The 25,306-nt window shown below is 68.7% G+C and carries 25 protein-coding genes; 16 read left to right on the top strand and 9 right to left on the bottom strand.

The features are described 5' to 3' along the window. Window positions 1-57 precede the first annotated feature (57 nt). The 3 genes from OYT95_RS12540 to OYT95_RS12530 all read left to right on the top strand — a co-directional run bounded on the left by OYT95_RS12540 (window position 58) and on the right by OYT95_RS12530 (window position 2,822). Window positions 58-1,443: a cation:dicarboxylate symporter family transporter gene (locus OYT95_RS12540; protein ID WP_037230584.1), complete on the top strand. Its 1,386-nt coding sequence runs from the start codon at window positions 58-60 to the stop codon at window positions 1,441-1,443. 82 nt (window positions 1,444-1,525) lie between these two features. Continuing rightward, window positions 1,526-2,020, top strand: a complete 495-nt coding sequence (locus OYT95_RS12535) for a glutathione peroxidase (RefSeq protein ID WP_037230583.1) — start codon at window positions 1,526-1,528, stop codon at window positions 2,018-2,020. A gap of 97 nt (window positions 2,021-2,117) precedes the next feature. Beyond that, complete coding sequence (locus OYT95_RS12530; RefSeq protein WP_037230582.1) at window positions 2,118-2,822, top strand: DUF2334 domain-containing protein; 705 nt, start codon at window positions 2,118-2,120, stop codon at window positions 2,820-2,822. Window positions 2,823-2,872: 50 nt separating this feature from the next. Here OYT95_RS12530 and OYT95_RS12525 read toward each other — a convergent pair whose 3' ends face one another. Further along, complete coding sequence (locus OYT95_RS12525) at window positions 2,873-3,520, bottom strand: MBL fold metallo-hydrolase (protein ID WP_005244410.1); 648 nt, start codon at window positions 3,518-3,520, stop codon at window positions 2,873-2,875. A 131-nt stretch (window positions 3,521-3,651) separates the two neighbouring features. Between OYT95_RS12525 and purS the strand changes: the two genes are divergently transcribed. Continuing rightward, window positions 3,652-3,891, top strand: coding sequence for a phosphoribosylformylglycinamidine synthase subunit PurS (gene purS / locus OYT95_RS12520; protein ID WP_005244409.1), 240 nt, complete (start codon window positions 3,652-3,654; stop codon window positions 3,889-3,891). Further along, a complete protein-coding gene (purQ, locus tag OYT95_RS12515) occupies window positions 3,888-4,565 on the top strand; it encodes a phosphoribosylformylglycinamidine synthase subunit PurQ (RefSeq protein ID WP_009477892.1) in 678 nt (225 codons plus the stop codon). The genes purS and purQ overlap by 4 nt, the downstream gene beginning before the upstream one ends. Before the next feature lie 45 nt (window positions 4,566-4,610). On the opposite strand, the gene OYT95_RS12510 is transcribed toward purQ, so the two are convergent. After that, window positions 4,611-4,904 carry a WhiB family transcriptional regulator gene (locus tag OYT95_RS12510; RefSeq protein ID WP_037230580.1) on the bottom strand — a complete coding sequence of 98 codons (294 nt, stop codon included), beginning with the start codon at window positions 4,902-4,904 and terminating at the stop codon, window positions 4,611-4,613. 57 nt (window positions 4,905-4,961) lie between these two features. Beyond that, window positions 4,962-5,609 carry a HemK2/MTQ2 family protein methyltransferase gene (locus OYT95_RS12505; RefSeq protein WP_037230714.1) on the bottom strand — a complete coding sequence of 216 codons (648 nt, stop codon included), beginning with the start codon at window positions 5,607-5,609 and terminating at the stop codon, window positions 4,962-4,964. Between the two features lie 196 nt (window positions 5,610-5,805). Between OYT95_RS12505 and malQ the strand changes: the two genes are divergently transcribed. Then, window positions 5,806-7,911 carry a 4-alpha-glucanotransferase gene (malQ, locus tag OYT95_RS12500; protein WP_268791578.1) on the top strand — a complete coding sequence of 702 codons (2,106 nt, stop codon included), beginning with the start codon at window positions 5,806-5,808 and terminating at the stop codon, window positions 7,909-7,911. 9 nt (window positions 7,912-7,920) lie between these two features. Here the strand turns inward: malQ and OYT95_RS12495 are convergent, their stop codons facing one another. After that, the gene (locus tag OYT95_RS12495) at window positions 7,921-8,511 is read right to left on the bottom strand and encodes a TetR/AcrR family transcriptional regulator (RefSeq protein WP_112301238.1); all 591 of its coding nucleotides are present in this window, start codon (window positions 8,509-8,511) and stop codon (window positions 7,921-7,923) included. 100 nt (window positions 8,512-8,611) lie between these two features. On the opposite strand from OYT95_RS12495, the gene OYT95_RS12490 reads away from it, so the two are divergent. The 7 genes from OYT95_RS12490 to OYT95_RS12460 all read left to right on the top strand — a co-directional run bounded on the left by OYT95_RS12490 (window position 8,612) and on the right by OYT95_RS12460 (window position 16,784). Beyond that, window positions 8,612-9,811: a macrolide family glycosyltransferase gene (locus OYT95_RS12490; protein ID WP_268791577.1), complete on the top strand. Its 1,200-nt coding sequence runs from the start codon at window positions 8,612-8,614 to the stop codon at window positions 9,809-9,811. A 40-nt stretch (window positions 9,812-9,851) separates the two neighbouring features. Beyond that, on the top strand, window positions 9,852-10,205 hold the full coding sequence (locus OYT95_RS12485) for a VOC family protein (protein WP_037230575.1): 354 nt from the start codon (window positions 9,852-9,854) through the stop codon (window positions 10,203-10,205). 25 nt (window positions 10,206-10,230) lie between these two features. Beyond that, window positions 10,231-11,514: a M18 family aminopeptidase gene (locus tag OYT95_RS12480; protein WP_112301235.1), complete on the top strand. Its 1,284-nt coding sequence runs from the start codon at window positions 10,231-10,233 to the stop codon at window positions 11,512-11,514. A gap of 143 nt (window positions 11,515-11,657) precedes the next feature. Further along, window positions 11,658-13,979 (top strand): phosphoribosylformylglycinamidine synthase subunit PurL, encoded by a 2,322-nt coding sequence (gene purL / locus OYT95_RS12475; RefSeq protein WP_037230572.1) that lies wholly within the window; start codon window positions 11,658-11,660, stop codon window positions 13,977-13,979. 3 nt (window positions 13,980-13,982) lie between these two features. After that, window positions 13,983-15,752, top strand: a complete 1,770-nt coding sequence (locus OYT95_RS12470) for an alpha/beta hydrolase (RefSeq protein ID WP_037230570.1) — start codon at window positions 13,983-13,985, stop codon at window positions 15,750-15,752. Continuing rightward, complete coding sequence (locus OYT95_RS12465; protein ID WP_268791576.1) at window positions 15,749-16,393, top strand: CPBP family intramembrane glutamic endopeptidase; 645 nt, start codon at window positions 15,749-15,751, stop codon at window positions 16,391-16,393. Before OYT95_RS12470 ends, OYT95_RS12465 begins: the two co-directional genes overlap by 4 nt. 4 nt (window positions 16,394-16,397) lie before the next feature. Beyond that, the gene (locus tag OYT95_RS12460; protein ID WP_037230566.1) at window positions 16,398-16,784 is read left to right on the top strand and encodes a sterol carrier family protein; all 387 of its coding nucleotides are present in this window, start codon (window positions 16,398-16,400) and stop codon (window positions 16,782-16,784) included. Here the strand turns inward: OYT95_RS12460 and OYT95_RS12455 are convergent, their stop codons facing one another. Next, window positions 16,785-18,104 carry an SAM-dependent methyltransferase gene (locus OYT95_RS12455; protein ID WP_268791575.1) on the bottom strand — a complete coding sequence of 440 codons (1,320 nt, stop codon included), beginning with the start codon at window positions 18,102-18,104 and terminating at the stop codon, window positions 16,785-16,787. A 173-nt stretch (window positions 18,105-18,277) separates the two neighbouring features. On the opposite strand from OYT95_RS12455, the gene purF reads away from it, so the two are divergent. Both purF and purM read left to right on the top strand, forming a co-directional pair. Then, window positions 18,278-19,861 (top strand): amidophosphoribosyltransferase, encoded by a 1,584-nt coding sequence (purF, locus tag OYT95_RS12450; RefSeq protein WP_268791574.1) that lies wholly within the window; start codon window positions 18,278-18,280, stop codon window positions 19,859-19,861. A 120-nt stretch (window positions 19,862-19,981) separates the two neighbouring features. Further along, a complete protein-coding gene (gene purM, locus OYT95_RS12445; protein WP_005244377.1) occupies window positions 19,982-21,061 on the top strand; it encodes a phosphoribosylformylglycinamidine cyclo-ligase in 1,080 nt (359 codons plus the stop codon). A gap of 111 nt (window positions 21,062-21,172) precedes the next feature. Here purM and OYT95_RS12440 read toward each other — a convergent pair whose 3' ends face one another. The 4 genes from OYT95_RS12440 to ygfZ form a co-directional block, all read right to left on the bottom strand. Next, on the bottom strand, window positions 21,173-21,373 hold the full coding sequence (locus OYT95_RS12440; protein WP_005244376.1) for a DUF3073 domain-containing protein: 201 nt from the start codon (window positions 21,371-21,373) through the stop codon (window positions 21,173-21,175). A 181-nt stretch (window positions 21,374-21,554) separates the two neighbouring features. Next, a complete protein-coding gene (locus OYT95_RS12435) occupies window positions 21,555-22,508 on the bottom strand; it encodes an asparaginase (protein WP_268791573.1) in 954 nt (317 codons plus the stop codon). Beyond that, window positions 22,505-23,173 (bottom strand): MOSC domain-containing protein, encoded by a 669-nt coding sequence (locus tag OYT95_RS12430; protein ID WP_268791572.1) that lies wholly within the window; start codon window positions 23,171-23,173, stop codon window positions 22,505-22,507. The genes OYT95_RS12435 and OYT95_RS12430 overlap by 4 nt, the downstream gene beginning before the upstream one ends. Next, entirely contained in the window at window positions 23,170-24,291 is a 1,122-nt protein-coding gene (ygfZ, locus tag OYT95_RS12425) for a CAF17-like 4Fe-4S cluster assembly/insertion protein YgfZ (RefSeq protein ID WP_128639923.1), read from the bottom strand. Before ygfZ ends, OYT95_RS12430 begins: the two co-directional genes overlap by 4 nt. 62 nt (window positions 24,292-24,353) lie before the next feature. Between ygfZ and OYT95_RS12420 the strand changes: the two genes are divergently transcribed. Next, window positions 24,354-25,226 carry an aminodeoxychorismate lyase gene (locus OYT95_RS12420; protein WP_112301228.1) on the top strand — a complete coding sequence of 291 codons (873 nt, stop codon included), beginning with the start codon at window positions 24,354-24,356 and terminating at the stop codon, window positions 25,224-25,226. Window positions 25,227-25,306: the final 80 nt, after the last annotated feature.

Here is a 25,306-nt window from a genome sequence, read left to right as displayed (position 1 = left end):
CGCGGTCACTAACCGGCCTCACCGATCAGCTTGCCACTCGAATTGGAGGACAATCCCATGAGTACTGCGACAGGGAAGACCAAGAAGCGCGACCGGACACACTGGTTGTACATGGGGGTCATCGTCGCCGTCGTCGCGGGCGTCCTCGTCGGATGGCTGGCTCCGGGAGTCGGCAAGTCGCTCGGCGTGCTCGGCACGATGTTCGTCGACCTCATCAAGATGATGATCAGCCCGGTCATCTTCTGCACGATCGTGCTCGGCATCGGATCGGTGAAGGCCGCCGCGAAGGTCGGCAAGGTCGGCGGACTCGCCCTCACCTACTTCATCGGCATGTCGACGGTCGCGCTCGGAATCGGTCTGGTGGTGGGCAACCTGCTCAACCCGGGCTCCGGCCTGAACATCAGCGCCGACACCGCGGGCACCGGAGCGGCGCTCGCCGAGAAGGCCCACGGCGCCGGCGGCACCATGGACTTCCTCCAGTCGATCATCCCCACGTCGCTGATGTCGGCGCTGACCGAGGGAAGCGTGCTGCAGACCCTGTTCGTCGCGCTGCTCGTCGGCTTCGGACTGCAGGCCCTCGGCAAGCAGGGTGAGCCGATCCTGCGCGGTGTCGCCTCCGTGCAGAAGCTCGTCTTCAAGATCCTGTCGATGATCCTGTGGCTCGCACCGATCGGTGCCTTCGGTGCCATCGCGAACGTCGTCGGCCAGACCGGTCTCGGCGCCGTCGTCCAGCTCGCCACTCTCATGCTCGGCTTCTACCTCACCTGCTTGATCTTCGTGTTCGGTGTCCTCGGATCCGTGCTCCGCGTCGTCGCAGGCGTCTCCATCTTCAAGCTGGTCCGGTACCTGGCCCGTGAGTACCTGCTGATCTTCGCCACCTCCTCGTCCGAGTCCGCACTGCCCCGCCTGATCGCGAAGATGGAACACGTCGGCGTCGAGCGCACCACCGTCGGTGTCGTCGTCCCCACCGGCTACTCGTTCAACCTCGACGGCACGGCGATCTACCTGACCATGGCGTCGATCTTCATCGCCGACGCAATGGGCCAGCCGCTGTCCTTCCCCGAGCAGCTGTCGCTGCTGGTGTTCATGATCATCGCGTCCAAGGGTGCTGCCGGAGTCAGCGGCGCCGGGCTCGCCACCCTCGCAGGCGGCCTGCAGAGCCACCGTCCCGAACTGCTCGACGGCGTCGGCCTCATCGTCGGTATCGACCGGTTCATGTCCGAGGCCCGCGCGGTCACGAACTTCTCCGGTAACGCCGTCGCCACCCTGCTCGTCGGATCCTGGACCAACACGATCGACAACGAGCGCGTCCGCACCGTCCTCGACGGCAAGCTCCCGTTCGACGAGTCGACGATGGTCGACGACGGCCACGGCGAGGTCGTCGAAGAGCAGGCCCCCGAGACCCCTGCCGCCGACGAGCAGCGGGTGCTCGTGAAGAGCTGACACCCACTCCGAAGTAAACCTCTGTGCGCCCGGGCGATTCGAAGCCTGGGCGCACAGAGGTTTGTTGGCTACGTTGGTTCGCATGACGACACCTGTTCAGAACATCGGCATCAACACACTCGGCGGCACCCCGACCTCACTCGGCGAATACGACGGTCGCGCCGTCCTCGTGGTGAACGTCGCCTCGAAGTGTGGACTGACCCCGCAGTACAAGGGCCTCGAGAAGCTCGCCACCGACTACGCCGACCGCGGACTGACCGTCATCGGCATCCCGTGCAACCAGTTCATGGGTCAAGAGCCCGGCACCGCCGAAGAGATCGAGACCTTCTGCTCCACCACCTACGGCGTCACGTTCCCGTTGCTGGAGAAGATCGAGGTGAACGGTGAGAACCGGCACCCGCTCTACGAGGAACTGACCAAGGCCGCCGACGCCGAGGGCGCCGCGGGCGACATCCAGTGGAACTTCGAGAAGTTCCTCGTCGCACCCGACGGCACCGTCGTGAACCGGTTCCGTCCCCGCACCGAGCCCGACGCCCCCGAGGTGGTCGAGGCCATCGAGGCGGTCCTGCCGCAGTAGGCGCTTCGCGCTCGTGCGCCTTTTCGGTAGCTCCCACTACCGGAAAGGCGCACGAGCACTTTGCCTCTTGTTCACGTTCACCTGTCACGCTGGGACCATGACCGGACAGCTGATCGTGTCGGTGTCAGGAATCAAGGACGAGACGCGCGACTTCGCGGCCGCGTTCGCCGAGGAGATGGATGCGCGCGGCGTGCCGCTGTCGCTGCTCGTCGCCCCGCGCCTGAAAGACAAGTATCGACTGGTCAACGACCCCGCGACGCAGGACTGGGTCCGCGCGCGCCGATCCCGCGGCGACGCCGTCGTCCTCCACGGATACGACCAGGCCGCGACCAAACGTCGCCGGGCCGAGTTCGCCTCCCTTCCCGAGCACGAGGCGCGATTGCGACTGCTCGCGGCGGACCGGGTGATGGAACAGACCGGACTGCGCACCAGACTGTTCGCTCCGCCCCGCTGGCTGGCGTCGCAGGGCGCCGTCGCGGCTCTGCCGTCCGCCGGGTTCCGGCTGCTGGCCGCGATGACCGCCATCCACGACCTCGAACGCGAGACGTCGGTGCGGTCGCGCGTGCTGGGGATCGGTGAGGGATTCCGCGCCGAACCGTGGTGGTGCCGGGCGCTCGTCCTCGGCTCCGGACGGACCGCCAGGCGCGGGGGCGTGGTGCGCCTCGCCGTCACCGCGAAGCAACTGGGCACGTCGGGACCGCGGCAGGCGATGCTCGACGCCGTCGACCTCGCGCTCTACCACGACGCGCGGCCGCAGGTGTACCGCTGGGAGCCGCGGATCCCGCAGATCGGCGCCGCCTGACCCGTGAGTACTTGTTAACCGCGGGCGGTTAACAAGTACTCACGGGGCCGTCAGGCCACCTCGACGCTCGACTCGCTCGGCATCGTGCGGAACTCGGTGCCCTCGGGAGCCATGTCCGAGTAGCGGCCGTAGAAGATTCCGGTTGCCTCGTTCGCGATGATGGCCTGGTGGATCGGCACCGCAACCCGCGGTGCGACGGCGCGCAGGTAGTCGATGGCCTCGGAGATCTTCAGCCACGGCGCCGCGGCGGGCAGCGCCAGCACGTCGACCTTCTGCTCCGGGACGAACAGCGAGTCGCCCGGGTGCATCAGCCGGGCGGGGTTGCCGGCATCGCCGAGCAGGAACGCCGTGTTGTCGATCACGGGGATGTCGGGGTGGATCACCGCGTGCCGCCCGCCCGTGCCGGTGACGTGCACGTCGCCGATGTCGAACTCGTCGCCGGCGTGCACCCCCGTCCACGCGCCGCCGAGCTGGGCCGCGGTCTGCGGGTCCGAGTACAGCGCCGCGCCGGGGTTCGCCTCGACGAGGGCGGGCAGTCGTTGCTGGTCGACGTGGTCGGGGTGCTGGTGGGTCACCAGGATCGCGTCCAGTCCGGTGATGCCCTCGAATCCGTGGGAGAAGTTGCCCGGGTCGAAGAGGATGGTGGAACCGTTCAACTCGACGAGGACGCAGCTGTGGCCGAAGTGAGTCAATCGCATGAATTCCAGTATGCGCCTGCATGCATGGCTCGTCCCGTTCGTCCGATGCGAACCGCAGGCAGGTAGCCCGGTAAACTTCCGGGTGCCCGGTGTTCCACTCTGGGCTCGCGCACTACTACAAGGAGCAGCACGTGGCCCGTGTCGTCGTCGAAGTCATGCCCAAGGCCGAGATTCTCGACCCCCAGGGGCAGGCCATTGTCGGAGCGCTGCCGCGGCTCGGCTTCGCTGGAGTTTCCGATGTCCGTCAGGGCAAGCGGTTCGAGCTCGAAGTCGACGGCAGTGTCGACGACGCTCAGCTCGAGAAGATCGCCGAGGCCCTGCTGGCCAACACGGTGATCGAGGACTGGACCGTGAGGCGCGTCGAAGCATGAGCGCCCGCGTCGGAGTCATCACTTTCCCCGGCACCCTCGACGACGTCGACGCCGCCCGCGCGGTGACCCTCGCCGGCGGCGAAGCCGTGAGCCTGTGGCACGGCGACGCCGACCTCAAGGGTGTCGACGCCGTCATCGTCCCCGGTGGCTTCTCCTACGGCGACTACCTGCGGTGCGGCGCCATCGCACGGTTCGCGCCGGTCATGGGCAAGGTCGTGCAGGCCGCGCAGGGTGGCATGCCCGTCCTCGGTATCTGCAACGGCTTCCAGGTTCTGTGTGAAGCGGGCCTCCTGCCCGGCGCGCTCACCCGGAACGAGGGCCTGCACTTCATCTGCCGCGACGAGTGGCTGAAGGTCGAGGCCACGTCGACGGCGTGGACGTCCCGCTACGAGTCGGGTGCCGAGATCCTCGTCCCGCTCAAGTCCGGCGAGGGCCGCTACCAGGCGTCGGAGAACGTCCTCGACGAACTCGAGGGGGAGGGTCGCGTCGTGTTCCGCTACGTCGGCGACAACCCGAACGGTTCGCAGCGCGGAATCGCAGGCATCTCCTCGGCCAACGGCCGCGTCGTGGGCCTCATGCCGCACCCCGAGCACGCCACCGAGGCCCTCACCGGCCCCAGCGACGACGGACTCGGCATGTTCTACTCCGTCCTCGACAGCGTCATCTCCGCCTGAGCCGACCGGCACCGTGCGTGGCCGAGTGCCTGGCGCGGTGCCGGGTCAGACGGCGACGGTTCCCTCGCCGTCCTGCGTGATGCTGCGGCGTTCGGACGCGGTGAGCCCGCCCCAGATTCCGAACGGTTCGGTCACGCTCAGGGCGTGGTCCCGGCATTCGACGAGAACCGGGCAGCGCCGGCAGATCGCTTTCGCGCGACGTTCGCGGTTGCTGCGGGCATAGCCCCGCTCGCCGTCGGGATGAAAGAAGACGGACGATTCGACGCCCCGGCACAGGGCGTGTATCTGCCAGTCCCAGGCCTCGGTGTTGGGGCTGGGAAGGCGAGTGGATGACGGCATGTCGACTCCCTCGGAGTGTCGTCGGTACTGAAAAGCGTTGTGGCACAGATTCGATGTCTACTTGACGGCGCGAATCACCACGATCTCCTCGCGGGTCTGGCCGACCTCGATGAGCCCTCTCCGCTCGAGCATGCCTCTGCGTTCGACGAGGACCGGTCCGAAGGGGATCTCGGCGGTCGCGGCGATGTCGACCCGCATGTTCTGTTCCTCGAGCATCGTCAGAGTCTTCTCGACTCCGCTCAGGCTGGACTGAGCCAGCAGCAGGACGCCGCCGGCGACGAGAACGTCGGGGGCCTGGCAGCAGATCCGATCGAGCAGTGCGCGACCGTTCTTCCCCGCGTCCCAGGCCCGTGCCGGACCGCGGTCGGGCACGGCGTCGGCCAGTGCCGGAACGTACGGCGGGTTGGACACGACGACGTCGAACCGTTCCTCGCGAACCTTCTCGATGAGATCGCCGTGAATCACCCGGATCCGGTGCCCTCCGACAAGGGCATTGAGTCTGATGCTGATCGCGGCTCGCCTCGACACGTCCACCGCGGTCACCCGGTCTGCACCCGCGGCGGCGGCGCACACGCTCAGCGCGCCGGTTCCCGCACAGAGGTCGAGCACCCGGGAGTGGGGGCCGAGTGGCTCCGCGGCCAGGACGTCGGCCAGCAACTGCGTATCGTGTTGCGGGCGATAGACTCCGGGAAGACGTAGCAGCATCGAAGACTCCTCGGTCGCCGGTCGCATCGTGGTGCGTCCACGGCACGCCCCTGCGGACTCACCGTGGACGCCGTGCGTCTGATTACTCCACAGTTACCCCGGTCGACGCAGGGCCAATCACGCCGATGCGCTCCGACTGCCGTGGCAGGGGCCGGAAGCCGCGCAGATTCCGAGGTGAACTGGCACGATCGACGGGGTGACGTATACCGAGCAGTTGCGTGACCTCGCGGCCCGGCACGGGGTGGCGACGTGGTACCGGGGTTGGGATCAGCAGCGCCACGACGTGCGTGACGACACGCTCCGCAGCGTCCTCTCGGCCCTGGACGTCCCCTCCGGAACGGAGGACGAGGTGCGGCGGGCCCTGTCTGAATGCGACACGGCACCGTGGCGACGGACGCTGCCGCCGGTCGTCGTCGGTAGAGAAGGTTCGGAGACCCGTTTCGTGGTCCACGTTCCGCACGGCGAGCCGGTGGACGTCACGATCGACACGGAGTCGGGCGGGACGGTCCCGGCACGCCAACTCCAGGTGTGGGTCGATCCGCGGGAGGTCGACGGCGTCCTGGTCGGCCGCGCGACGTTCGTCGTCCCAGCCGACGTCCGGTGCGGGTGGCACACGGTGCGGGCGTCCACCTCGCTCACGTCCGCGTCCTGCACCCTCGTGGTGACACCGGCACGACTGTCGACGTCGGACGCACTGAGCGACCACCGACGCTGGGGTGTGCTCACGCAGTTGTACTCGATCCGGTCGCGTCGGTCCTGGGGTGTCGGGGACTTCGGCGACCTCGCGGATCTCGCCTCGATCTTCGGTTCCGTTCACGGCGCCGACTTCGTTCTGGTCAATCCACTGCATGCTGCGCAGCCCCGGCCGCCGATCGAGGCGTCGCCGTACCTGCCGACCACCCGCCGCTACGTCAACCCGATGTACATCCGTGTCGAGAACATCCCGGAGACGGCGTACCTCTCGACGCGGCGCCATGCACGGATGCGCGACGCCGCAGCGCGATTCGAGCGGGCGAACGACCGGTCCGACCGGATCGACCGGAACCCGTCCTACCGGGCCAAACTCCGGGTGCTCGAACGGGTCTTCCGGATCGAGCGCAGCCCGAGCAGGCAGCACGCGTTCGAGGAATTCTGCCGCGTCGAGGGGGACGGACTGCGGGATTTCGCGACCTGGTGCGCGCTCACCGAGAAACTTCCGCCCGACGACCCGCGATGGACGACGAAGGCCGGTGCGCCCGACAGCGACTGGGTGCAGGCGCAGCGGCGTAAGCTCGCGCCGCGCATCGAGTTCTACTCGTGGCTGCAATGGGTATGCGACGAGCAGCTTTCCGACGCCCAGGATGCGGCACGCGCGGCGGGCATGGACATCGGGATCGTGCACGATCTGGCTGTCGGGGTCCAGCGCGGGGGCGCGGACGCGTGGTCGCTGGGAACGGCTCTGGCAGAGGGCATTACCGTCGGCGCTCCTCCCGACGACTTCAATCAGCAGGGTCAGCAATGGAATCAGCCGCCGTGGCGGCCGGATCGGCTGGCCGAACTGGGGTACGCCCCGTACCGCGACATGCTGCGCACCGTGCTGAAGCATGCGGGTGGGCTGCGGGTCGATCACATCCTGGGGCTGTTCCGGCTGTGGTGGATCCCCGCCGACGCGGAGTCGCCGGCCGACGGAACGTACGTCTCCTACGACCACGAGGCGCTCATCGGGATCCTCGCCCTCGAGGCCGAGCGGGCAGGCGCCGTGGTGATCGGCGAGGACCTCGGGGTCTTCGAACCCGCAGTCCAGGACTACCTCGCCGAGCGCGGGATTCTCGGGACCTCGATCCTGTGGTTCGAGCACGACGGCGAGCGGCCGACACCGCCGGAGCGATACCGGACCCTGTGCCTGACATCCGTTACCACGCACGATCTTCCGCCGACCGCGGGATACCTGGCCGGCGAACACATCGAATTGCGCTCGCGGCTCGGGCTCCTCGAACGCGACCTCGAACTCGAGAAGGAACACGACGCCCGGCAGCGCGAGGCCGTCCTGCAACTGGCGCGCGACCGCGGACTGCTGGCCGACGACGCATCGATACCCGACACCGTGAAGGCGTTGTACCGGCTGATCGACCGGAGCCCGTCGTTGCTGACGGGTGTCGCACTCGCCGATCTGGTGGGGGAGTACCGCGTCCAGAATCAGCCGGGCACCGACGAGACCCAGTATTCGAACTGGAAGATTCCCCTCGCGGACGCGTCCGGGCGTGCCGTCCACGTCGAGGACCTGGCGAACGGCGATTTCGGGTTCGTCGACGACGCCCGCTGATCCCGGACGTCAGGGGGCGAGAGCGCGCATCGCCAGGTCGACGACGGCGTCCGCGTGGTCGTGGGTGAGGGGATGCGCTCCGCTCTGCCAGCGGTAGAACATCGGCGCCATGAACAACTCGAACGCGACGGCGAGGTCGGCGTCGGGCCGCACCTGCCCGGCGTCCTGCGCGGAGCGGAACCGCGCCGCGACGAATTCGAACTGCGGCCGGTAGATCCGCTCGACGATCTGTTGCTGCAGTGCGGGGTCCTGCAGCGATTCGATGGACAACGCCCGGAACAGCGGTTCGAAATCGGGTGAGGTGAACTCGTCGACCGTGGCCCGCAGGACCAGGCGCATGTCGGCGGCGAGGTCGCCGGTGTCCGGCAGTGCCATGGCCTCCTGGGCGCCGGCCGCGTTCTGTTCGTGGAGGGCGTCCACGACCAGCGCGCCCTTGGATCGCCACCACCGGTAGATGGTCTGTTTCCCGACCTTGGCGCGCGCGGCGATGCCTTCGATGCTGATCTTCCCGTAGGGCTGTTCGCGGATCAGTTCCTGCGTGGCCTGCAGGATCGCGGCGCGGGACCGTTCGGAACGGCGGGGATTGTCGGCGGACGGCATGAATGAATCGTAGACCAGACGAGACGTATCGTCTTGACTGAACTCCGGTCGCCTGTCACCCTTGATCGAGACGGACCGTTTCGTATCGGAAAGGATGAAGATGCCTTGCTCACACATCGCCATGGTCAGCATTCCGGCGCCCGGGCACGTCAACCCGAGCCTGGAGATTCTCCGTGAACTCGTCACGCGCGGGCACCGCGTGACGTACGCCAACGACGCCGCCGTGAAGGACGTCGTCGAGAGCACCGGAGCGGAATTCAAGGAGTACGCCTCGACGCTGCCGCGGGTGAACACCGGGGGTGCGACGGAGGAGTCCGAGAACTCCTGGGACGGCGACACCATCGATCAGCTCACCCTGTTCCAGGCCGAATACGAGTCGATGCTGCCCCAGCTGCGGGCGCTGTACGAGGACGACCGCCCGGACCTGTTCCTCTACGACATCGCGGGAGGCCCCGCCCGGGTCCTCGCCGGGGAATGGGGCGTTCCGATCGTGCAATTGTCGCCGACGTACGTGGCGTGGGAGGGCTACGAGGACGACATGAAGTCGTTCGTGGACACGATGCGGGCGGACCCACGCGGGGCGGCACTGTACGAGCGGCAAGGGAAGCTGCTGCGGGACAACGGTGTCGAGACCGACCCCGACGAGTTCTACGGGCGCCCCGCGCGGGCGGTCGTGCTGATCGCGAAATCGATGCAGCCCAATGCCGACCGGGTGAACGAGGACGTCTACACGTTCGTCGGACCGGCCCTGCCCACCCGGCGGCCCGCCGACGGCCGGTGGCAGCGTCCGGCAGGCGCGCGCAAGGTGCTGCTCATCTCGCTCGGCACCGCGTTCACCGATCAGGCCGACTTCTACCGGCGCTGCATCGAGGCGTTCGGCGACCTCGACGGCTGGCACGTCGTTCTGCAGATCGGGCAGCACGTCGACGTCGCCGTACTCGGACCCGTGCCCGGCAACGTCGAGATCCACCGGTGGGTGCCCCAGTTCGACATCCTGCAGCAGGCCGACGCGTTCCTCACCCACGCAGGCATGGGCGGATCCAGTGAGGGAATGTTCACGGGAACACCCATGATCGCCGCGCCGCAGGCCACCGACCAGTTCGAGAACGCCGACGCGCTCGTCGCCGCGGGAGTCGCGGTGCGAGTGGACAGTTCGGACGTGTCGGCAGCCCAGTTGCGGGACGCGCTCGCGCACCTCGACGCCGAGCCGGTCCGGCGCCGCAGCGCCGAGCTCGCCGCCGAGTTGCGTTCTGCGGGTGGAGTGGAGGCCGCCGTCCGGGTGATCGAGGAGTTCCTGTGAACCCGCGAAACGTGTCGGTGGTCACGTCTACTCTGCGGGCATGGCACTCACACTCGGCATGATCACGTTCGACACCACGGATCCTGGACCGCTCGCGAAGTGGTGGGCGAAGCAGACGGCGGGCACGGTCGAGCAGGAGAACGACGGCTGGTTCTACGTCGTCGCCCTCCCGGATTCGGCGCAGAAACTGGCGTTCCAGAAGGTCGGCGATCCCACTCCGGGGAAGAACCGCATCCACCTCGACCTGGCGTCCGACGACCTGGACGGCGAGGTGGGCAGGCTGAGCGCCGAGGGCGCGACGGAGGTCGCGCAGCACGAGATGGGCGATTTCCGGTGGGTCACGCTCGCCGATCCAGACGGCAACCAGTTCTGCGTCTCGGGTCCCCACACGTGACAACCGGTCCTGCATGATTGACCCCATGCCTTCCACTACGTGGGCCGACGCCCAGGGACTCTGCACCTTCGTCGATGCATCACCGTCGCCGTTCCATGTGTGCGCGACGGTGTCGATGTTGCTGACCGGCAACGGTTTCACCGAGTTACACGAGACCGACTCGTGGCCCGGCGAGCCCGGTCGGTACTTCCTCGTGCGCGGCGGATCCCTGATCGCGTGGAGTACCGAAGGGCTGGGCCGGACGGCGCCGTTCCGCATCGTCGGCGGGCACACCGACAGCCCGAACCTGCGCGTCAAGCAGCACCCGGACCTGTCGTCGGCGGGGTGGCAGCTGGTGGGTCTCGAACCGTACGGCGGTGCGTGGCTCAACTCGTGGCTCGACCGCGACCTGGGCATCTCGGGGAGGCTGAGCGTGCGGGCCGGTAACACGGTCGAGGAGAAACTCGTCCGCGTCGACGAACCGATCCTGCGCGTCCCGCAGCTGGCGATCCACCTGTCCGAGGACCGCAAGGGCGTCCACCTCGATCCACAGCGCCACCTCAACGGGGTGTGGGGTGTGGGGTCCGAACGCCGCTCGTTCATCGACTTCGTGGCCGACCGGGCCGAGGTGCCTGCCGACGCGGTGCTCGGATGGGAACTGATGACCCACGATCTCGCGCCCAGCGCCCTCGTCGGAACCGAACAGGACCTCGTCAGTGCGCCGCGGCTCGACAACCAGGGCACCTGCTACGCGGGCACCCAGGCGCTGCTGGCGGCGGCCGAGAACCCCGGGGACCGGGTGCCGGTGCTCGCGCTGTTCGACCACGAGGAGGTGGGGAGCATGTCCGACCGGGGCGCGTTCTCCGACCTCCTGAGCACCGTGCTCGAGCGCATCGTCCTCGGCCGAGGCGGCGGTCGCGAAGAATTCCTGCAGACGATGGCCGGATCGATCTGCGCGTCCGGAGACATGGCACACGCGACGCACCCCAACTACCCGGACCGGCACGAGCCCGCGCACCACATCGCCGTCAACGGGGGACCGGTGCTCAAGGTCAACCAGAACCTGCGCTACGCCACCGACGCCGCCGGAGCCGGTGCGTTCGCCCTCGCCTGCGACCAGGCCGGCGTGCCGTTGCAGCGGTACGTGCACCGGGCCGATCTACCGTGCGGTTCGACCATCGGCCCGATCACCGCGTCCAGGACCGGACTGAGCACCGTCGACGTGGGCGCCGCCCAGCTCGGAATGCACTCGGCGCGGGAACTGATGGGTGCCCGTGACGTGCGTGCCTATTCCGACGCCCTTGCGGCCTTCCTCACACCGACGGCGTGAGGAAGCGGGGCGAGGAGCGCCAGGTCGGTGCCGGAACGAGCCGCCGGATAGACTGACGTACGGCTCGTCGCCACCCGGCTTGCGCCGACCGTGACTCCCGGCTTGCCTCTCTTGACTCCCGTAGGGAAGGGACCCCACCTCCAGTGTCAGCACACCCGGTCGACACCGTCACCGCCGCCACCGCGACCCCCGACGTCGCACAGCCCTTCAAGGAACTGGGTCTGAAGGACGACGAGTACGCCCGCATCAAGGAGATCCTGGGCCGCCGCCCCACCGAGGCCGAGCTCGCGATGTACTCGGTGATGTGGAGCGAGCACTGCTCCTACAAGTCGTCCAAGGTGCACCTCAAGTACTTCGGTGAGACCACGACCGACGAGATGCGTTCCTCGATGCTCGCGGGCATCGGCGAGAACGCCGGCGTCGTCGACATCGGCGACGGCTGGGCGGTCACGTTCAAGGTCGAGAGCCACAACCACCCGTCCTACGTGGAGCCCTACCAGGGCGCGGCCACCGGCGTCGGCGGCATCGTCCGCGACATCATGGCCATGGGCGCGCGGCCCATCGCCGTCATGGACCAGCTGCGCTTCGGTGCGGCGGACGCCCCCGACACCCGACGCGTCGTCGACGGTGTGGTGCGCGGTGTCGGCGGCTACGGCAACTCGCTCGGCCTCCCCAACGTCGGCGGCGAGACCGTGTTCGACGAGTCGTACGCCGGTAACCCCCTGGTCAACGCCCTGTGCGCCGGCGCAATGCGCGTCGAGGATCTGCATCTCGCGTTCGCGTCGGGTGCCGGCAACAAGATCATCCTGTTCGGTGCGCGCACCGGCCTCGACGGCATCGGCGGCGTGTCCGTCCTCGCGTCGGAGACGTTCGACGGCGACGAATCAGGAGACGAACACGAAGCCGAAGGCGGAGCTGGAGCATCGAAAAGCAGGAAGAAGCTCCCTGCGGTGCAGGTCGGTGACCCGTTCACCGAGAAGGTGCTCATCGAGTGCTGTCTCGAGCTGTACGCCGCGAAGCTCGTGGTCGGTATCCAGGACCTCGGCGGCGCCGGCCTGTCCTGCGCCACGTCCGAGCTCGCCGCGGCCGGTGACGGCGGCATGCACATCAACCTCGAGCAGGTCCCGATGCGGGCCACCGGCATGACCGCGGCCGAGGTGCTGTCCAGCGAGTCCCAGGAACGCATGTGCGCCGTCGTCACCCCCGACAACGTCGACGCGTTCATGGAGGTCTGCAAGAAGTGGGACGTCCTCGCCACCGTCATCGGTGAGGTCACCGACGGCGAGCGGCTCACCATCTCCTGGCACGGCGAGACCGTCGTCGACGTGCCGCCGCGCACCGTCGCCCACGAGGGCCCGGTGTACGAGCGCCCCGTGCAGCGTCCCGCGAGCCAGGACGCCCTCGTCGCCGACACCACCGCCGGACTGAAGCGTCCCGAGTCGGCCGACGAACTGAAGGCGACCCTGCTGAAGATGCTCGCGTCCCCGGCGCTGTGCAGCCGCAAGTGGATCACCGAGCAGTACGACCGCTACGTGCGCGGCAACACCGTCCTGGCCGAGAACGCCGACTCGGGCGTGATTCGCGTCGACGAGAAGACGGGCCGCGGCATCGCGCTCGCCACCGATGCGTCCGGCCGTTACACCGCGCTCGACCCGTACGCCGGCGCCCAGCTCGCGCTCGCCGAGGCCTTCCGCAACGTCGCCGTCACCGGCGCGACCCCCAAGGCCGTCAGCAACTGCCTGAACTTCGGGTCCCCCGAGGATCCCGGCGTCATGTGGCAGTTCCAGCAGGCCGTCCGCGGCCTGGCGGACGGCTGCGCGAAGCTCGGCATCCCCGTCACCGGCGGTAACGTCAGCTTCTACAACCAGACCGGCTCGACCCCGATCCTGCCCACCCCGGTGGTGGCCGTGCTCGGTGTCATCGACGACGTGCACCGTCGCATCCCCACCGGTCTCGGACTGGAACCGGGCGAAACGCTGATCCTGCTCGGCGACACCCGCGACGAGTTCGACGGGTCCATCTGGTCGCAGGTCGAGCACGGACACCTCGGCGGCGTTCCGCCGAAGGTCGACCTCGAGCGGGAGCAGTTGCTGGCCGACATCCTCCTCGCGGCGTCCCGCGACGGACTGGTGTCCGCGGCGCACGACCTGTCCGAAGGTGGTCTCGCGCAGACCGTCGTCGAGGCCGCGCTGGCCGGGGAGACGGGCTGCCGGATCCTGCTTCCCGACGACGCCGATCCGTTCGTCACTCTGTTCTCCGAGTCGTCGGGCCGCGTGCTCGTCGCGGTCCCGCGCACCGAGGAAACTCGCTTTACCGGTATGTGCACGGCCCGTAATCTCCCGTGGGTGCGCATCGGTGTGGTGGACGAGGGGTCCGATTCCGTCGAGGTCCAGGGCCAGTTCTCGGTCTCGCTGGCCGAGCTGCGCACGACGTTCGAGGGAACTCTGCCGGCATTGTTCGGGTGATGAATGGTCGAATCGGGGGCATTGGAGAGGGTTGACAGGGGGCCGCGGGAACTCTCGCGGCTGGTTGATCCTGCACTCCTCCACGGTCCCCGACTCGACCGGACCTGGCGTTTCCTTCGGCTCGACTTCACCGGCATCGCGTTCGCGACGCTGTTCTTCTGCTGGTCGCTGACGCCGTCGCTGCTGCCCCGCGACTGGCTGTTCCAGGGGCTGATCGGCGGCATCAACGCCGCGATCGGCTACACGGTGGGAACGGCGATCGGCTGGCTGGTGCGTCGGTACTTCCTGCGGCGCCGGTCGTGGTGGCCGTTGCCGGAACCGTGGTCCACCGGCCTGCGCGTCGTCGTGACGGTGACGTGCGTGGTCGTGAGTCTCGTGATGCTCGCGTACTCCGCGGCATGGCAGCGCGAGCTCGCCGCGCTGATGGGGGCGGAGGGCACCACCACCACCGGGTACATCCGCACGGGCGGGCTGAGTCTGCTCGTGGGCGCCGCGATCATCTCGGTGTGGCGGCTGCTGCGCGAACTGGTGCGGTGGATCGCGGCACGACTCATCCGGCGGTGGCACCTCGCGATCCCGACGGCCACCACCGTCGGCATCCTCATCGTGACGGTGCTGTTCTTCCTGCTCGTCGACGGTGTTCTGATGCGCGGCATCTACGCCGCCACGAATGCGGCGTTCAGCCTGCAGAATTCGACCACCCGGGACGGCGCCGAGCAGCCACTCGACCCCGAGAAGTCGGGCAGCCCCGAGTCGCTGGCGCCCTGGGACACCCTCGGCTACGAGGGCCGCAACTTCGTGTCCCGAGGCCTCGACGCCGACGAGCTCACGGCAGCCAACGGCACACCGGCCAAGGACCCCATCCGCGTCTACGCCGGCCTCGAGACCGCCGAGGACCCGGACGCGCGCATGGACATCGTCATCGACGAACTCGAGCGGACCGGCGCGTTCTCGCGCAAGGTCCTCGTCGTCGTCCCCACCACCGGCACCGGCTGGATCAATCCGACTGCGGCGCAGGCGATCGAGCTGGTCCACAACGGTGACACGGCGTTGGTGGCCAGCCAGTACTCGTTCCTGCCGAGTTGGATCTCGTTCCTCGCCGACCGCGACAAGGCAGCGGAGGCAGGGAAGAAACTGATCGACCGCGTGCACGAGCGGTGGTTGCAGGAGCCCGAGGCGACGCGTCCCAAACTGCTGGTCTACGGCGAAAGTCTCGGCACCCAGGCGGGGGAGGGCGCCTTCGACACACTGAGCGACATCCGGCAGACCGTCGACGGCGTGCTGTGGGTCGGGCCGCCCAACTCGAACCGCCTGTGGGGACAGCTGATCCAGCGCCGGGACCCCGGCACACCCGAGGTGGACCCCGAGTACGCGGCGGGCCTGGTGGTGCGGTTCGCCGACGACTCCGCCGACATGGTCGAGAACACCGGCGAGTGGCTGTCGCCGCGCATCCTGTACGTCCAGCACCCGTCCGATCCCGTCGTGTGGTGGTCGCCCGACCTCGCGTTCACCCGGCCCGACTGGTTGAAGGAACCACCGGGCGAGGATCGCTCGCCGTCGATGAAATGGTTTCCGTTCGTGACGTTCTGGCAGGTCTCGGCCGACCTCACCAACGCCGCAGGCGTGCCGGACGGACACGGCCACAATTACGGGACTCTCGTCCTCGACGGTTGGATCACGGTCGCCCAGCCCGAGGGGTGGACGCCCGTCGACACCGAACGAGTCCGCTCCGCTCTCGAATCCCTCTCCGGGACAGAGGGTCCGGAGAAGTGAGCAGGCTCGCCTCCGTTGCCGGTGCGACGGCGGCCGTGCTGTGGAACAACGTGGTGCTGCCCGGTTCGGGCCTCGGCCCGTACGGGCGGGCTGTCGCGGGAGGCGTGCTCGGACTGTCGGTCGTGGGAGCAGCACGCGCCGCGGGGTACGGCGTCGACGAACTCGGCCTGTCCGCGTCGAACGTGCCGTCCGGGCTGCGATACGGCGCCGTGGCCTCGGTGGTCCCGCTCGCCGGATACGCGATCACGTTGAGCGTGCCCGCGCTGCGCAGGCGTGTGCCGACGGGCGACGGCGTCACCGATTTCGTCGGCTGGGTGGGGTTCCGGATCCCGGTGGGGACCGTGGCGCACGAGGAACTGCTGTTCCGCAGCGTCCTGTCCGCGATGCTGCGACGGGCCTGGCCGCCGGCGACGGCTCACGCCCTGCACGCCGCCACGTTCGCGCTGTGGCACGTGCGCGCGGCCCGGACCGCCGGTGACGGCGTCGCCGCGAGCATGCTGCTCACCGGCTCCTCCGCAGTGCTGTTCGACTGGTTGCGTCGACGCAGCGGAAGCGTCGTAGCCCCTGCACTGCTGCACCTTTCGGTCAACGTCGGTGGGGCGGTGGCAGCCGAAGTCGCGCGAGCTCACACAGTAGATTGAACGTATGCCGTCGCGCCGAGCCGTAGATCCCGCCGAACTGAGGGCCGCCGTACTCGAGGTCGGTCCGTGGCTGCGCGGCGATTCCGACGAGAAACCGTCCCGCACCCAGCTGGCCGCGGCGGTCCGGCTCAGCGCGCGGACGCTCGAGCAGGTGGCACCCGGGTCGAGCGTGGAGGTGCGGGTGCCGCCGTTCGTCGCGGTCCAGTGCATCGAAGGTCCCCGGCATACCCGGGGCACCCCGCCGAACGTCGTGGAGACCGACCCCCGGACGTGGCTGCTGCTGGTGACGGGACTGCTGGAATTCGACAGCGCGACCGCCGGCGGCGGAGTCTCGGTGTCGGGGAGTCGCGCCGGGGAGATCGCCCACTGGCTGCCGCTGCTGCGCGTATAGCTAGCCCAGCCACAACGCGCGGGTGCGCGGCAGGCCACTCGACCCGTCGTCGGACGGGCGCACGGCCAGCACCTGATGGATCGTCAGCCGCCCGTTCTCCTCGAACCCCAGGGCGCTGGCCGCGAGGTACAGCAACCACGTGCGGGCCCGCTTCGCTCCGACGAGCCGGATCGCGTCGTCCCAGGAGTCGCGCAGTCTGCCCACCCACGCCCGCAGCGTGAGTGCGTAATGCTCCCGGAGGGCCTCGACGTCGCGCACCTCGAGTCCGGCGCGCTCGAAGGCGTCGAGCGTTCTGCTCAGCGGCAGCACCTCGCCGTCCGGGAAGATGTAGTTCTCGATCAGTCCCGAGGAATTGTCCGTGCCGGTGAGCGACCGGACCGCGGCGATGGCGTGGTTGAGCAGCCGCCCTTCGGGACGCAGAAGGTCGAGCAGGTGCTGCGCATAGCCCGGCAGCGCGGAGTCGCCGACGTGTTCGGACATGCCGATGCTGGAGATCGCGTCGAACGGACCGTCGACGACGTCGCGGTAATCCTGCACACGGATCTCGATCAGATCCGACAGCCCGGCCTCGGCGACCCTCGCCCGCGCCCACTCGGCCTGTTCGTGGCTGAGGGTGACGCCGACGACGGACACGTCGTACTTCTCGGCGGCGTGGATCGCCATCGAACCCCAGCCGCAGCCCACATCCAGCAGTCGCATGCCCGACTGGAGTCCGAGCTTGCGGCAGACCAGGTCCAGCTTCTCGTTCTGCGCTTCCTCGAGCGTTCCGATCGCACCGCGGTCGCCGGATCGCTGGTCCCAGTACCCGCAGGAGTAGACCATCGTCGGCCCCAGGAACAGGCGGTAGAAATCGTTGCCTACGTCGTAGTGATGTGACACCGAGGACGCGTCGCGCGCCTTGCTGTGCTTGGTGCCGCGGCGCCGGGACACCTCCACCGACGGCGGTGTCGGCCGGAGACCCAGGCCGCCGAGCCGGACGAAAGTCGACAGCGACTTCAGGACGGTGCCGCGGTCGGATCCGCGGACACCGAGAGTGCCCAGCCGGCCGACGAGATCCGGAAGCGTCAGCAGTCGGAAGACGTCGCCCTCGATCTCGAGGTCACCGGACACGTAGGCCCGGACGAGACCGAGTTCGTTCGGCGACCACAGCACCCTCCGGATGGCCCGGCGGTTGCGGAAGACGATGGTGACGTCGGAGTCGGGGCCGGCCTCCGAGCGGTCCCAGCATCGGACGTGCACGGGAATGGGGATGCCCATCGCACCCTCGAAGGCGTTCAGCAGGCGTTCTGCGACGGTCGGAGCCGCGCTGCGGACGTTCATCGGAAGAGCCCCCGCTCCGTGATTCGAGGATACTGATCGATACCGAAACTAATCTATTTTCGGCTGTCCGTCCGGGAGTCGGGCCGGTTCGATCGGCACCGTGGGCGAAGCGACGGCGCAGGGCACGTAGACTGACCTTGCCCCTCACACGCCCATCCCCAGGGAGCACCCCGGTGACCAGAGCCGATCTGTCGGTCCACAGTCCTAATCTTCTCTCTTCGAACGCGTCCGACGAGGACGAGAACGAGCCCCGCGAGGAATGCGGAGTCTTCGGCGTCTGGGCGCCGGGAGAGGATGTGGCGAAACTCACCTACTACGGACTATATGCTCTGCAGCACCGTGGGCAGGAAGCGGCGGGTATCGCCGTCGCCGACGGTTCGCAGGTGCTGGTCTTCAAGGACCTCGGGTTGGTCAGCCAGGTGTTCGACGAGCAGACCCTGGCAGCGATGCCGGGCCACGTCGCCGTCGGTCACTGTCGTTACTCCACCACGGGCTCGACCACGTGGGAGAACGCGCAGCCGATCTTCCGCACCACCGCCGCGGGCAGCGGCATCGCCCTCGGGCACAACGGCAACCTCGTCAACACGGCGGAGCTGGCGCAGCGCGCCCGTGAAGCCGGACTGGTCAACGACAAGCGCCCCGGCGGCGCCACGTCCGACTCGGACGTCGTCGGCGCCCTCCTCGCGCACGCCGCCGCCGACAGCACCATCGAGCAGGCGGCCATGAAGCTCCTGCCGACACTGCGCGGCGCGTTCTGCCTCACCTTCATGGACGAGCACACGCTCTACGCGGCCCGTGACCCGCACGGCATCCGCCCGCTGTGCCTCGGACGCCTGGACCGCGGCTGGGTCGTGGCCAGCGAGACGGCCGCACTCGACATCGTCGGCGCGTCCTTCGTCCGCGACATCGAGCCCGGCGAACTGCTCGCCATCGACGCCGACGGCGTCCGTTCCTCCCGCTTCGCGAACCCCGAGCCCAAGGGCTGCGTGTTCGAGTACGTGTACCTGGCCCGTCCGGACAGTGTCATCGCCGGACGTTCGGTGCATTCCACCCGCGTCGAGATCGGCCGTCGCCTCGCCACCGAGCACCCCGCCGAGGGCGACCTCGTCATCCCGGTCCCCGAGTCGGGCACTCCCGCCGCGGTCGGTTACGCGCAGGGGTCGGGCATTCCGTACGGGCAGGGTCTGATGAAGAACGCCTACGTGGGCCGCACCTTCATCCAGCCGTCGCAGACGATCCGTCAACTCGGTATCCGCCTCAAGCTCAACCCCCTCAAGGAAGTCATCCGCGGCAAGCGCCTCGTGGTGGTGGACGACTCGATCGTCCGCGGCAACACCCAGCGCGCGCTCATCCGGATGCTCCGTGAGGCCGGAGCACTGGAGATCCATGTCCGGATCGCGTCGCCGCCGGTCAAATGGCCCTGCTTCTACGGCATCGACTTCGCCTCGCCGGCCGAACTGATCGCCAACGGCGCGGGCGGCGGTGGCGAACCCGGCAGCTTCGACGAGATGCTCGAAGGGGTGCGCCGTTCCATCGGCGCCGACACCCTCGGCTACATCTCCACCGAAGGCATGATCGCCGCGACCGAGCAGCCTGCGACACGACTGTGCGCGGCCTGCTTCGACGGCACGTACCCCATCGCGCTCCCCACGGAGACGTCGATCGGAAAGAACGTTCTCGAGGGAATGCTCGAGAGCGCGGCAGGCGGTCCCGCGACGCGGGAGAACGACAACGCGAACGCCCTCAGTCGGCCGTAGGCCGGTACATCGGGATCCGGCCGGAGAACGTACTCCGGTACCGTAAGGACGCAATCACAGCACTCGATTGCCCGACCGACACGATTTTGACGAGCAACAGAAGGCTGGAGTAACAACCACATGACCGAGGATCCGACAAGTCGCCCTGGCGCGTCCTACGCCGCCGCAGGAGTGGACATCGCCGCAGGCGATCGGGCGGTGGAACTCTTCGCTCCCTTGGCCAAGCGCGCCAGCCGTCCCGAGGTTCTCGGTGGTCTCGGTGGATTCGCGGGTCTGTTCTCGCTCAAGGGTGACTACAAGGAGCCGCTGCTCGCGGCGTCCACGGACGGTGTGGGCACGAAGCTCGCCGTCGCTCAGGCACTCGACAAGCACGACACCGTGGGCCTCGACCTCGTCGCGATGGTCGTCGACGACCTCGTCGTCTGCGGTGCCGAGCCGCTGTTCCTGCAGGACTACATCGCCGTCGGGCGCGTCGTCCCGGAGCGTGTCGCCGAACTCGTCAGCGGCATCGCCGAAGGCTGCATCCAGGCTGGTTGCGCGCTGCTCGGTGGCGAGACGGCGGAGCACCCCGGTGTGATGGCGGACGGCGACTACGACCTGTCCGCGACCGGCGTCGGTGTGGTCGAAGCCGACCAGGTGCTGGGGCCGGACCGGGTCCGTCCCGGCGACGTGGTGATCGCGATGGGTTCGTCCGGACTGCATTCCAACGGTTACTCGCTGGCCCGCAAGGTCCTGCTCGAGATCGACCACATGAGCCTGACCGCGCACGTCGACGAGTTCGGCCGCACCCTGGGCGAGGAGATGCTCGAGCCCACGAAGATTTACGCGAAGGACTGCCTGGCCCTCGCAGCCGAGACCGACGTGCGCACGTTCTGCCACGTCACCGGCGGTGGACTGGCCAACAACCTCGCGCGGGTCATGCCGAAGGGTCTGGTCGCCGAACTCGACCGCGGCACGTGGAGCCCGGCTCCGATCTTCGCGATGATCGCGCAGCGCGGACGCGTGGAGCGGGCCGAGATGGAGCAGACGTTCAACATGGGCGTCGGCATGGTCGCGATCGTGGCGCCCGAGGACGTCGATCGTGCGCTGGCCGTCCTGACGGCACGCCACATCGACTGCTGGACGCTGGGCAGCATCAAGAAGTCGCACGACGTGTCGGCCGAGCGCGCAATTCTCGCCGGCGATCACCCGAGGTTCTAGGGTCGGACGCCGTCGGTCGGAACGGGGCGAGGTGGTGGCCCCGACCGGCTGAAGATGTGGAAATGAGGGGGAGCCGGTAGCGGCTCCCCCTCATTTCGTTGTCTTCAGATCTCAGCGCCGCCAGTCGTCGTCGTCCTCCCGGGAGTGACCCTCCCTGTCGGCACGCTGGTCAGCGAAGACCTCGTCCCGATGCGAGTTGGACGACCCACCTGAGAGCTCTCGTTGCAGGCTGTCAAAATCCGTGGTCGGTACGCTGTACTTCAGCTCGCGTGCAACCTTGGTCTGCTTTGCCTTAGCCCGGCCGCGGCCCATGGCTGACCCCCTCGCGCTTTCGCGGGGCGGCCTGGGGAATTTGGCGGCCCCGTTTGAGTGTGTAAGTTCCTGCCCCACACTCTAGCGTGGAAAAGTCCCTCGCGCTTCCATCCACACCCCGAAGCGGTGTCGGTTTAGTCTCACCGGGCTCGCGAGCTGCCCCGATGCCGGTATTTCGCTTTCAGAAGACTCCCGGAATTGCCCGGACCGTCCCCACTCGGACGCCGCCGCCGAGCACGGGCTGCGACGCGAGGGCCGCCAGATCCCCGGTCCACTCGGCGCCCATCCTGTGGAGAAGTGCTGCGGCGAGGGGTAACCGGGCCCGTTCGTGGCCGTCGTCGATCTTCAGCGCGAACGCCGAGCCGTCCGGAAGCGCGCCGGCGTAGACACCGTCGGCGCCCGCCTTGGACAGCAGTCCTGGCACGACCGGCATCAGCCGCGCGTCGTCCTTGCCGGTGCCGGAGACGAGGTAGGGGTGTTCGCGGATGGCGTCGGCGACGGCGAGCTCGGGGGAGTCGGGCTCGGCGGTGACGAGCCGGGCGAACGCGCGCGCCAGATGCGTCAGCGACAGCGGGACGATCGGCAGCCCGCATCCGTCGATGCCGAGCTCGGCGTCGACGTCGCCGCTGATCGATCCGAGCGTCTCGACGACCGCGAGTTGCAGCGGATGCGTCGGCTCGAGGTAGCTGTCCAACGGCCAGTCGTTGGCCAGGCAGGTGGCGAGCATCGCCGCGTGCTTGCCGGAGCAGTTCATGTACACCGGGCGGGGGAGCTCGCCGGCGGCCAGCAGTTCGGCCCGGGCGAGTTCGTTGGAGGGCAGATCGGCGGGGCAGCGGAGCCGGTCCTCGTCGAGGCCGTACCGGGCGAGTAGCCGTTCGACGAGTTCGATGTGGTCCGACTCGCCCTCGTGGGATGCGGTCGCGATCGCGAGTTCTTCGGAACTGGACGGTTCGAAACCGTTCCGCAGCATCGTCACGGCCTGCCACGGCTTGTTCGACGACCGCGGGTAGATCGGTGTGTGCACCTCGCCGAGGGTGAGCGCGATCTCGCCGTCCGCGCGGAGGATCACCGCGGAACCGCGGTGGACGCACTCGCGGAATCCGGAACGAACGACCTCGACCAGTTCGATGCTCAATACGTGACCTGCACTTCCAGTCCGGCGATCCGTCGGCGGGCCTTGTCCGCGACGGTCGGAGAGAGGTTCTCCTGCTGTTCGAGCAGCGCCACGAACCGTTCCGGGTCGCGGCCGGTGAACAGATCGCGCACGGTGACACCGTGGCCGGGGACGTGGATGCGCTGGACGGCGTCGCCGGCGGTGACCGACCCCTCCGTCACTACCCGCAGGTACGCGCCTGTGTCCGCGCGTTCGGAGAACCGCTTGACCCACCGGGGCTCGGCGGCCCAGACGCCGAACGTGCCGCACGGTGTCCGCGGGCTGGTCACCTCCAGTTCGGTGGTGCCGATCCGCCAGCGCTCGCCGATCACGGCGTCGGTCGCGGCGATCCCGTCGACGCGGAGGTTCTCGCCGAACCATCCCGGGGGCAGTTCGCGGCAGAGTTCCGACGCCCAGCGCTGCGCCTCGTCCTCCTGGTAGGCGTAGACGGCCTTGAACGGGCCACCGTGGTATTCGGTGTCGCAGACGCGGTCGCCGACCAGTCCGGCGGTCGTGACGCGCACGGGGCCGTCGACGGGGCGCTTGTCGATCGCCGTCCGGGTCACCCGTCGGGTGCCGCTGTCCCGTTCGGTGTGCAGCACGCAGACGGCCAGGACCTCGCCGGCCGTCGCGGTCGCCTCGCTCATCGGCCCCGGAGCCGGTCGACGGCGGCGCGACCTGCCTGGACGGTGTCGTCCGCGGGCACGGAGTCGGGGTCGATCGAGGCGGCGCACGAGCCGACCACCAATTCGGTGTCGGTGGGGATCGACCGTTTGACGAGGGCCAGCGCGATGGGTCCGAGTTCGTGGTGGTCGATCACCGTGCCGATCCGTCCGACCGCACGTCCTCCCGCCGTTACCGGGTCGCCGGGTTCGGGAAGGGCGTCGGCGCTGCCGTCGAGGTGCAGCAGGACGAGGTGACGGGGCGGTTTGCCGAGATTGTGGACGCGGGCCACCGTCTCCTGGCCGCGGTAGCAGCCCTTCTCGAGGTGGACGGCGCCGTGTTCGGCGGGACCGCCGATCCAGCGGACCTCGTGCGGGATGGTGCGCTCGTCGGTGTCGAGTCCGATCCGGGGCCGTCCGGCGGCCACCCGGAGTGCCTCGAACGCCCAGGTTCCGGCGGGAGCGGCGCCGGCGGCGGTGAGCCGGCCCCACCACGTCGCGAGCCCTTCCCTGGGGATCAGCAGGTCGAAGGAGTCGGCGGTCGGCCACGGCATGCGGCGGACGAACCCGCCTCCGGGCACCGCGGCGGCGGCGTACGGCTCGGCGGGCGCCACGACACCGGCCGCGTCGAGGACCGTCACGGCGTCGGGGCCGATGACGCTGAGGACCGCGAGTTCGTTGCCCTCACGGGGTTCGGCCTTGGACCAGAACACCATCTTGGTGAGGAACGACAGGAGGTCGGGTCCGCGGTCGGCCTCGGTGTCGATCCAGGTGACGCCGTCCAGATCGGTCTGGACGAAGTGATGCTCGACGCGGCCGTTGACGTCGAGGCTGAGGTTCTCGGCGCTCGCGCCGTCGGGGAGTGCGGCGACGTGCTGGCTCGAGATGGTGTGCAGCCAGGTGAGTCGTTCGGGTCCGCTGATCGCGATGACGAACCGGTGGGAACGGTCGACCACCACCGCGGAACGTTCGGCGCTGCGTTGTTCGCCGAGGGGATCGCCGTGATGCCAGGCGACGCCGGCGTCGGGAGAGCCTTCCGGCGCAGGGACCGCGCCTGGGGCCGTGACGAGTGGACTGGGTGAGACGGGCAGTTTGTCGACCACGAACCCAGTCTAGGGACCATGGACCACAGGTGGCGGTCAGCAGGGTCGATAGTCTGGGTGTCATGTCTGATCGAGTGCTGGTGACGCTGGACCACGAGGTGCGGGACGCGGATGCCCCGCTGCTGTACGCGGACGATCTGGCGGTCGTGCGCGGCGACGGTGTCTTCGAGACGCTGTTGGTGCGCGGCGGTCGCGCACTGAAGGTCGAGCCACACCTCACCCGTCTCGTCGCGTCGGCGCGCGCCCTCGGATTGCCCATTCAGGACCTGGACGAGTGGCGCCTGGCCCTCGAGCTGGCCGTCGAGGAGTGGGGGTCCGAGCGGGAGGGCGCGATGCGACTCGTGCTCAGCCGCGGCCGGGAGTCCGGTGGCGACGCGACCGCCTTCGTCACCGTCGGGCCGGTGTCCGAGCGGATCCTGGAGGCACGACGCGACGGAGTGTCGGTACTCACACTGGCCCGCGGGTATTCGGTGGATCTGTCGGCGAGTGCGCCGTGGCAGCTACTCGGGGCGAAGACCTTGTCATATGCGACGAACATGGCGGCGCTGCGGTACGCGGCCACGTTCGGCGCCGACGATGTGATCTTCGTCAGTAGTGAGGGCAATGTGTTGGAAGGGCCACGTTCCACGGTGGTCATCGCCCGCGAGAAGACGCTCCTCACGCCGCCGCCGGAGCACGGAATCCTGCCCGGCACCACGCAGCAGGCGCTCTTCGAGGTCGCCTCCGGCAAGGGGTTCCGCTGCGAGTACGCGTCTCTGCGTCCGGCGGATCTCATTACGGCGGAAGGCGTTTGGCTCATCTCCAGCGTCACCATGGCCGCGCGCGTGCGCAAGATCGACGGCCTTGCCCTGCCCGACGCGCCGCTCGCCGACGAGATCGTGGAGCTAGTCGACCTCGCGGTCGAGGCGGTGGGTGCCGAGTCCGCGGAGGCTTGACAGGTCTACTACATTTCGTAGTAGCAAAGTCCTGCGGGGGAAACGACCCCGCAGTACGTTGTTTTCAAGGGTCGGGCGGA

This window comes from Rhodococcus sp. JS3073 (assembly GCF_026810085.1).
GTDB lineage: Bacteria > Actinomycetota > Actinomycetes > Mycobacteriales > Mycobacteriaceae > Rhodococcus_F > Rhodococcus_F wratislaviensis.
Note: the sequence above shows the minus strand (reverse complement) of the source record. Positions and strands in the feature narration are given on the sequence as shown.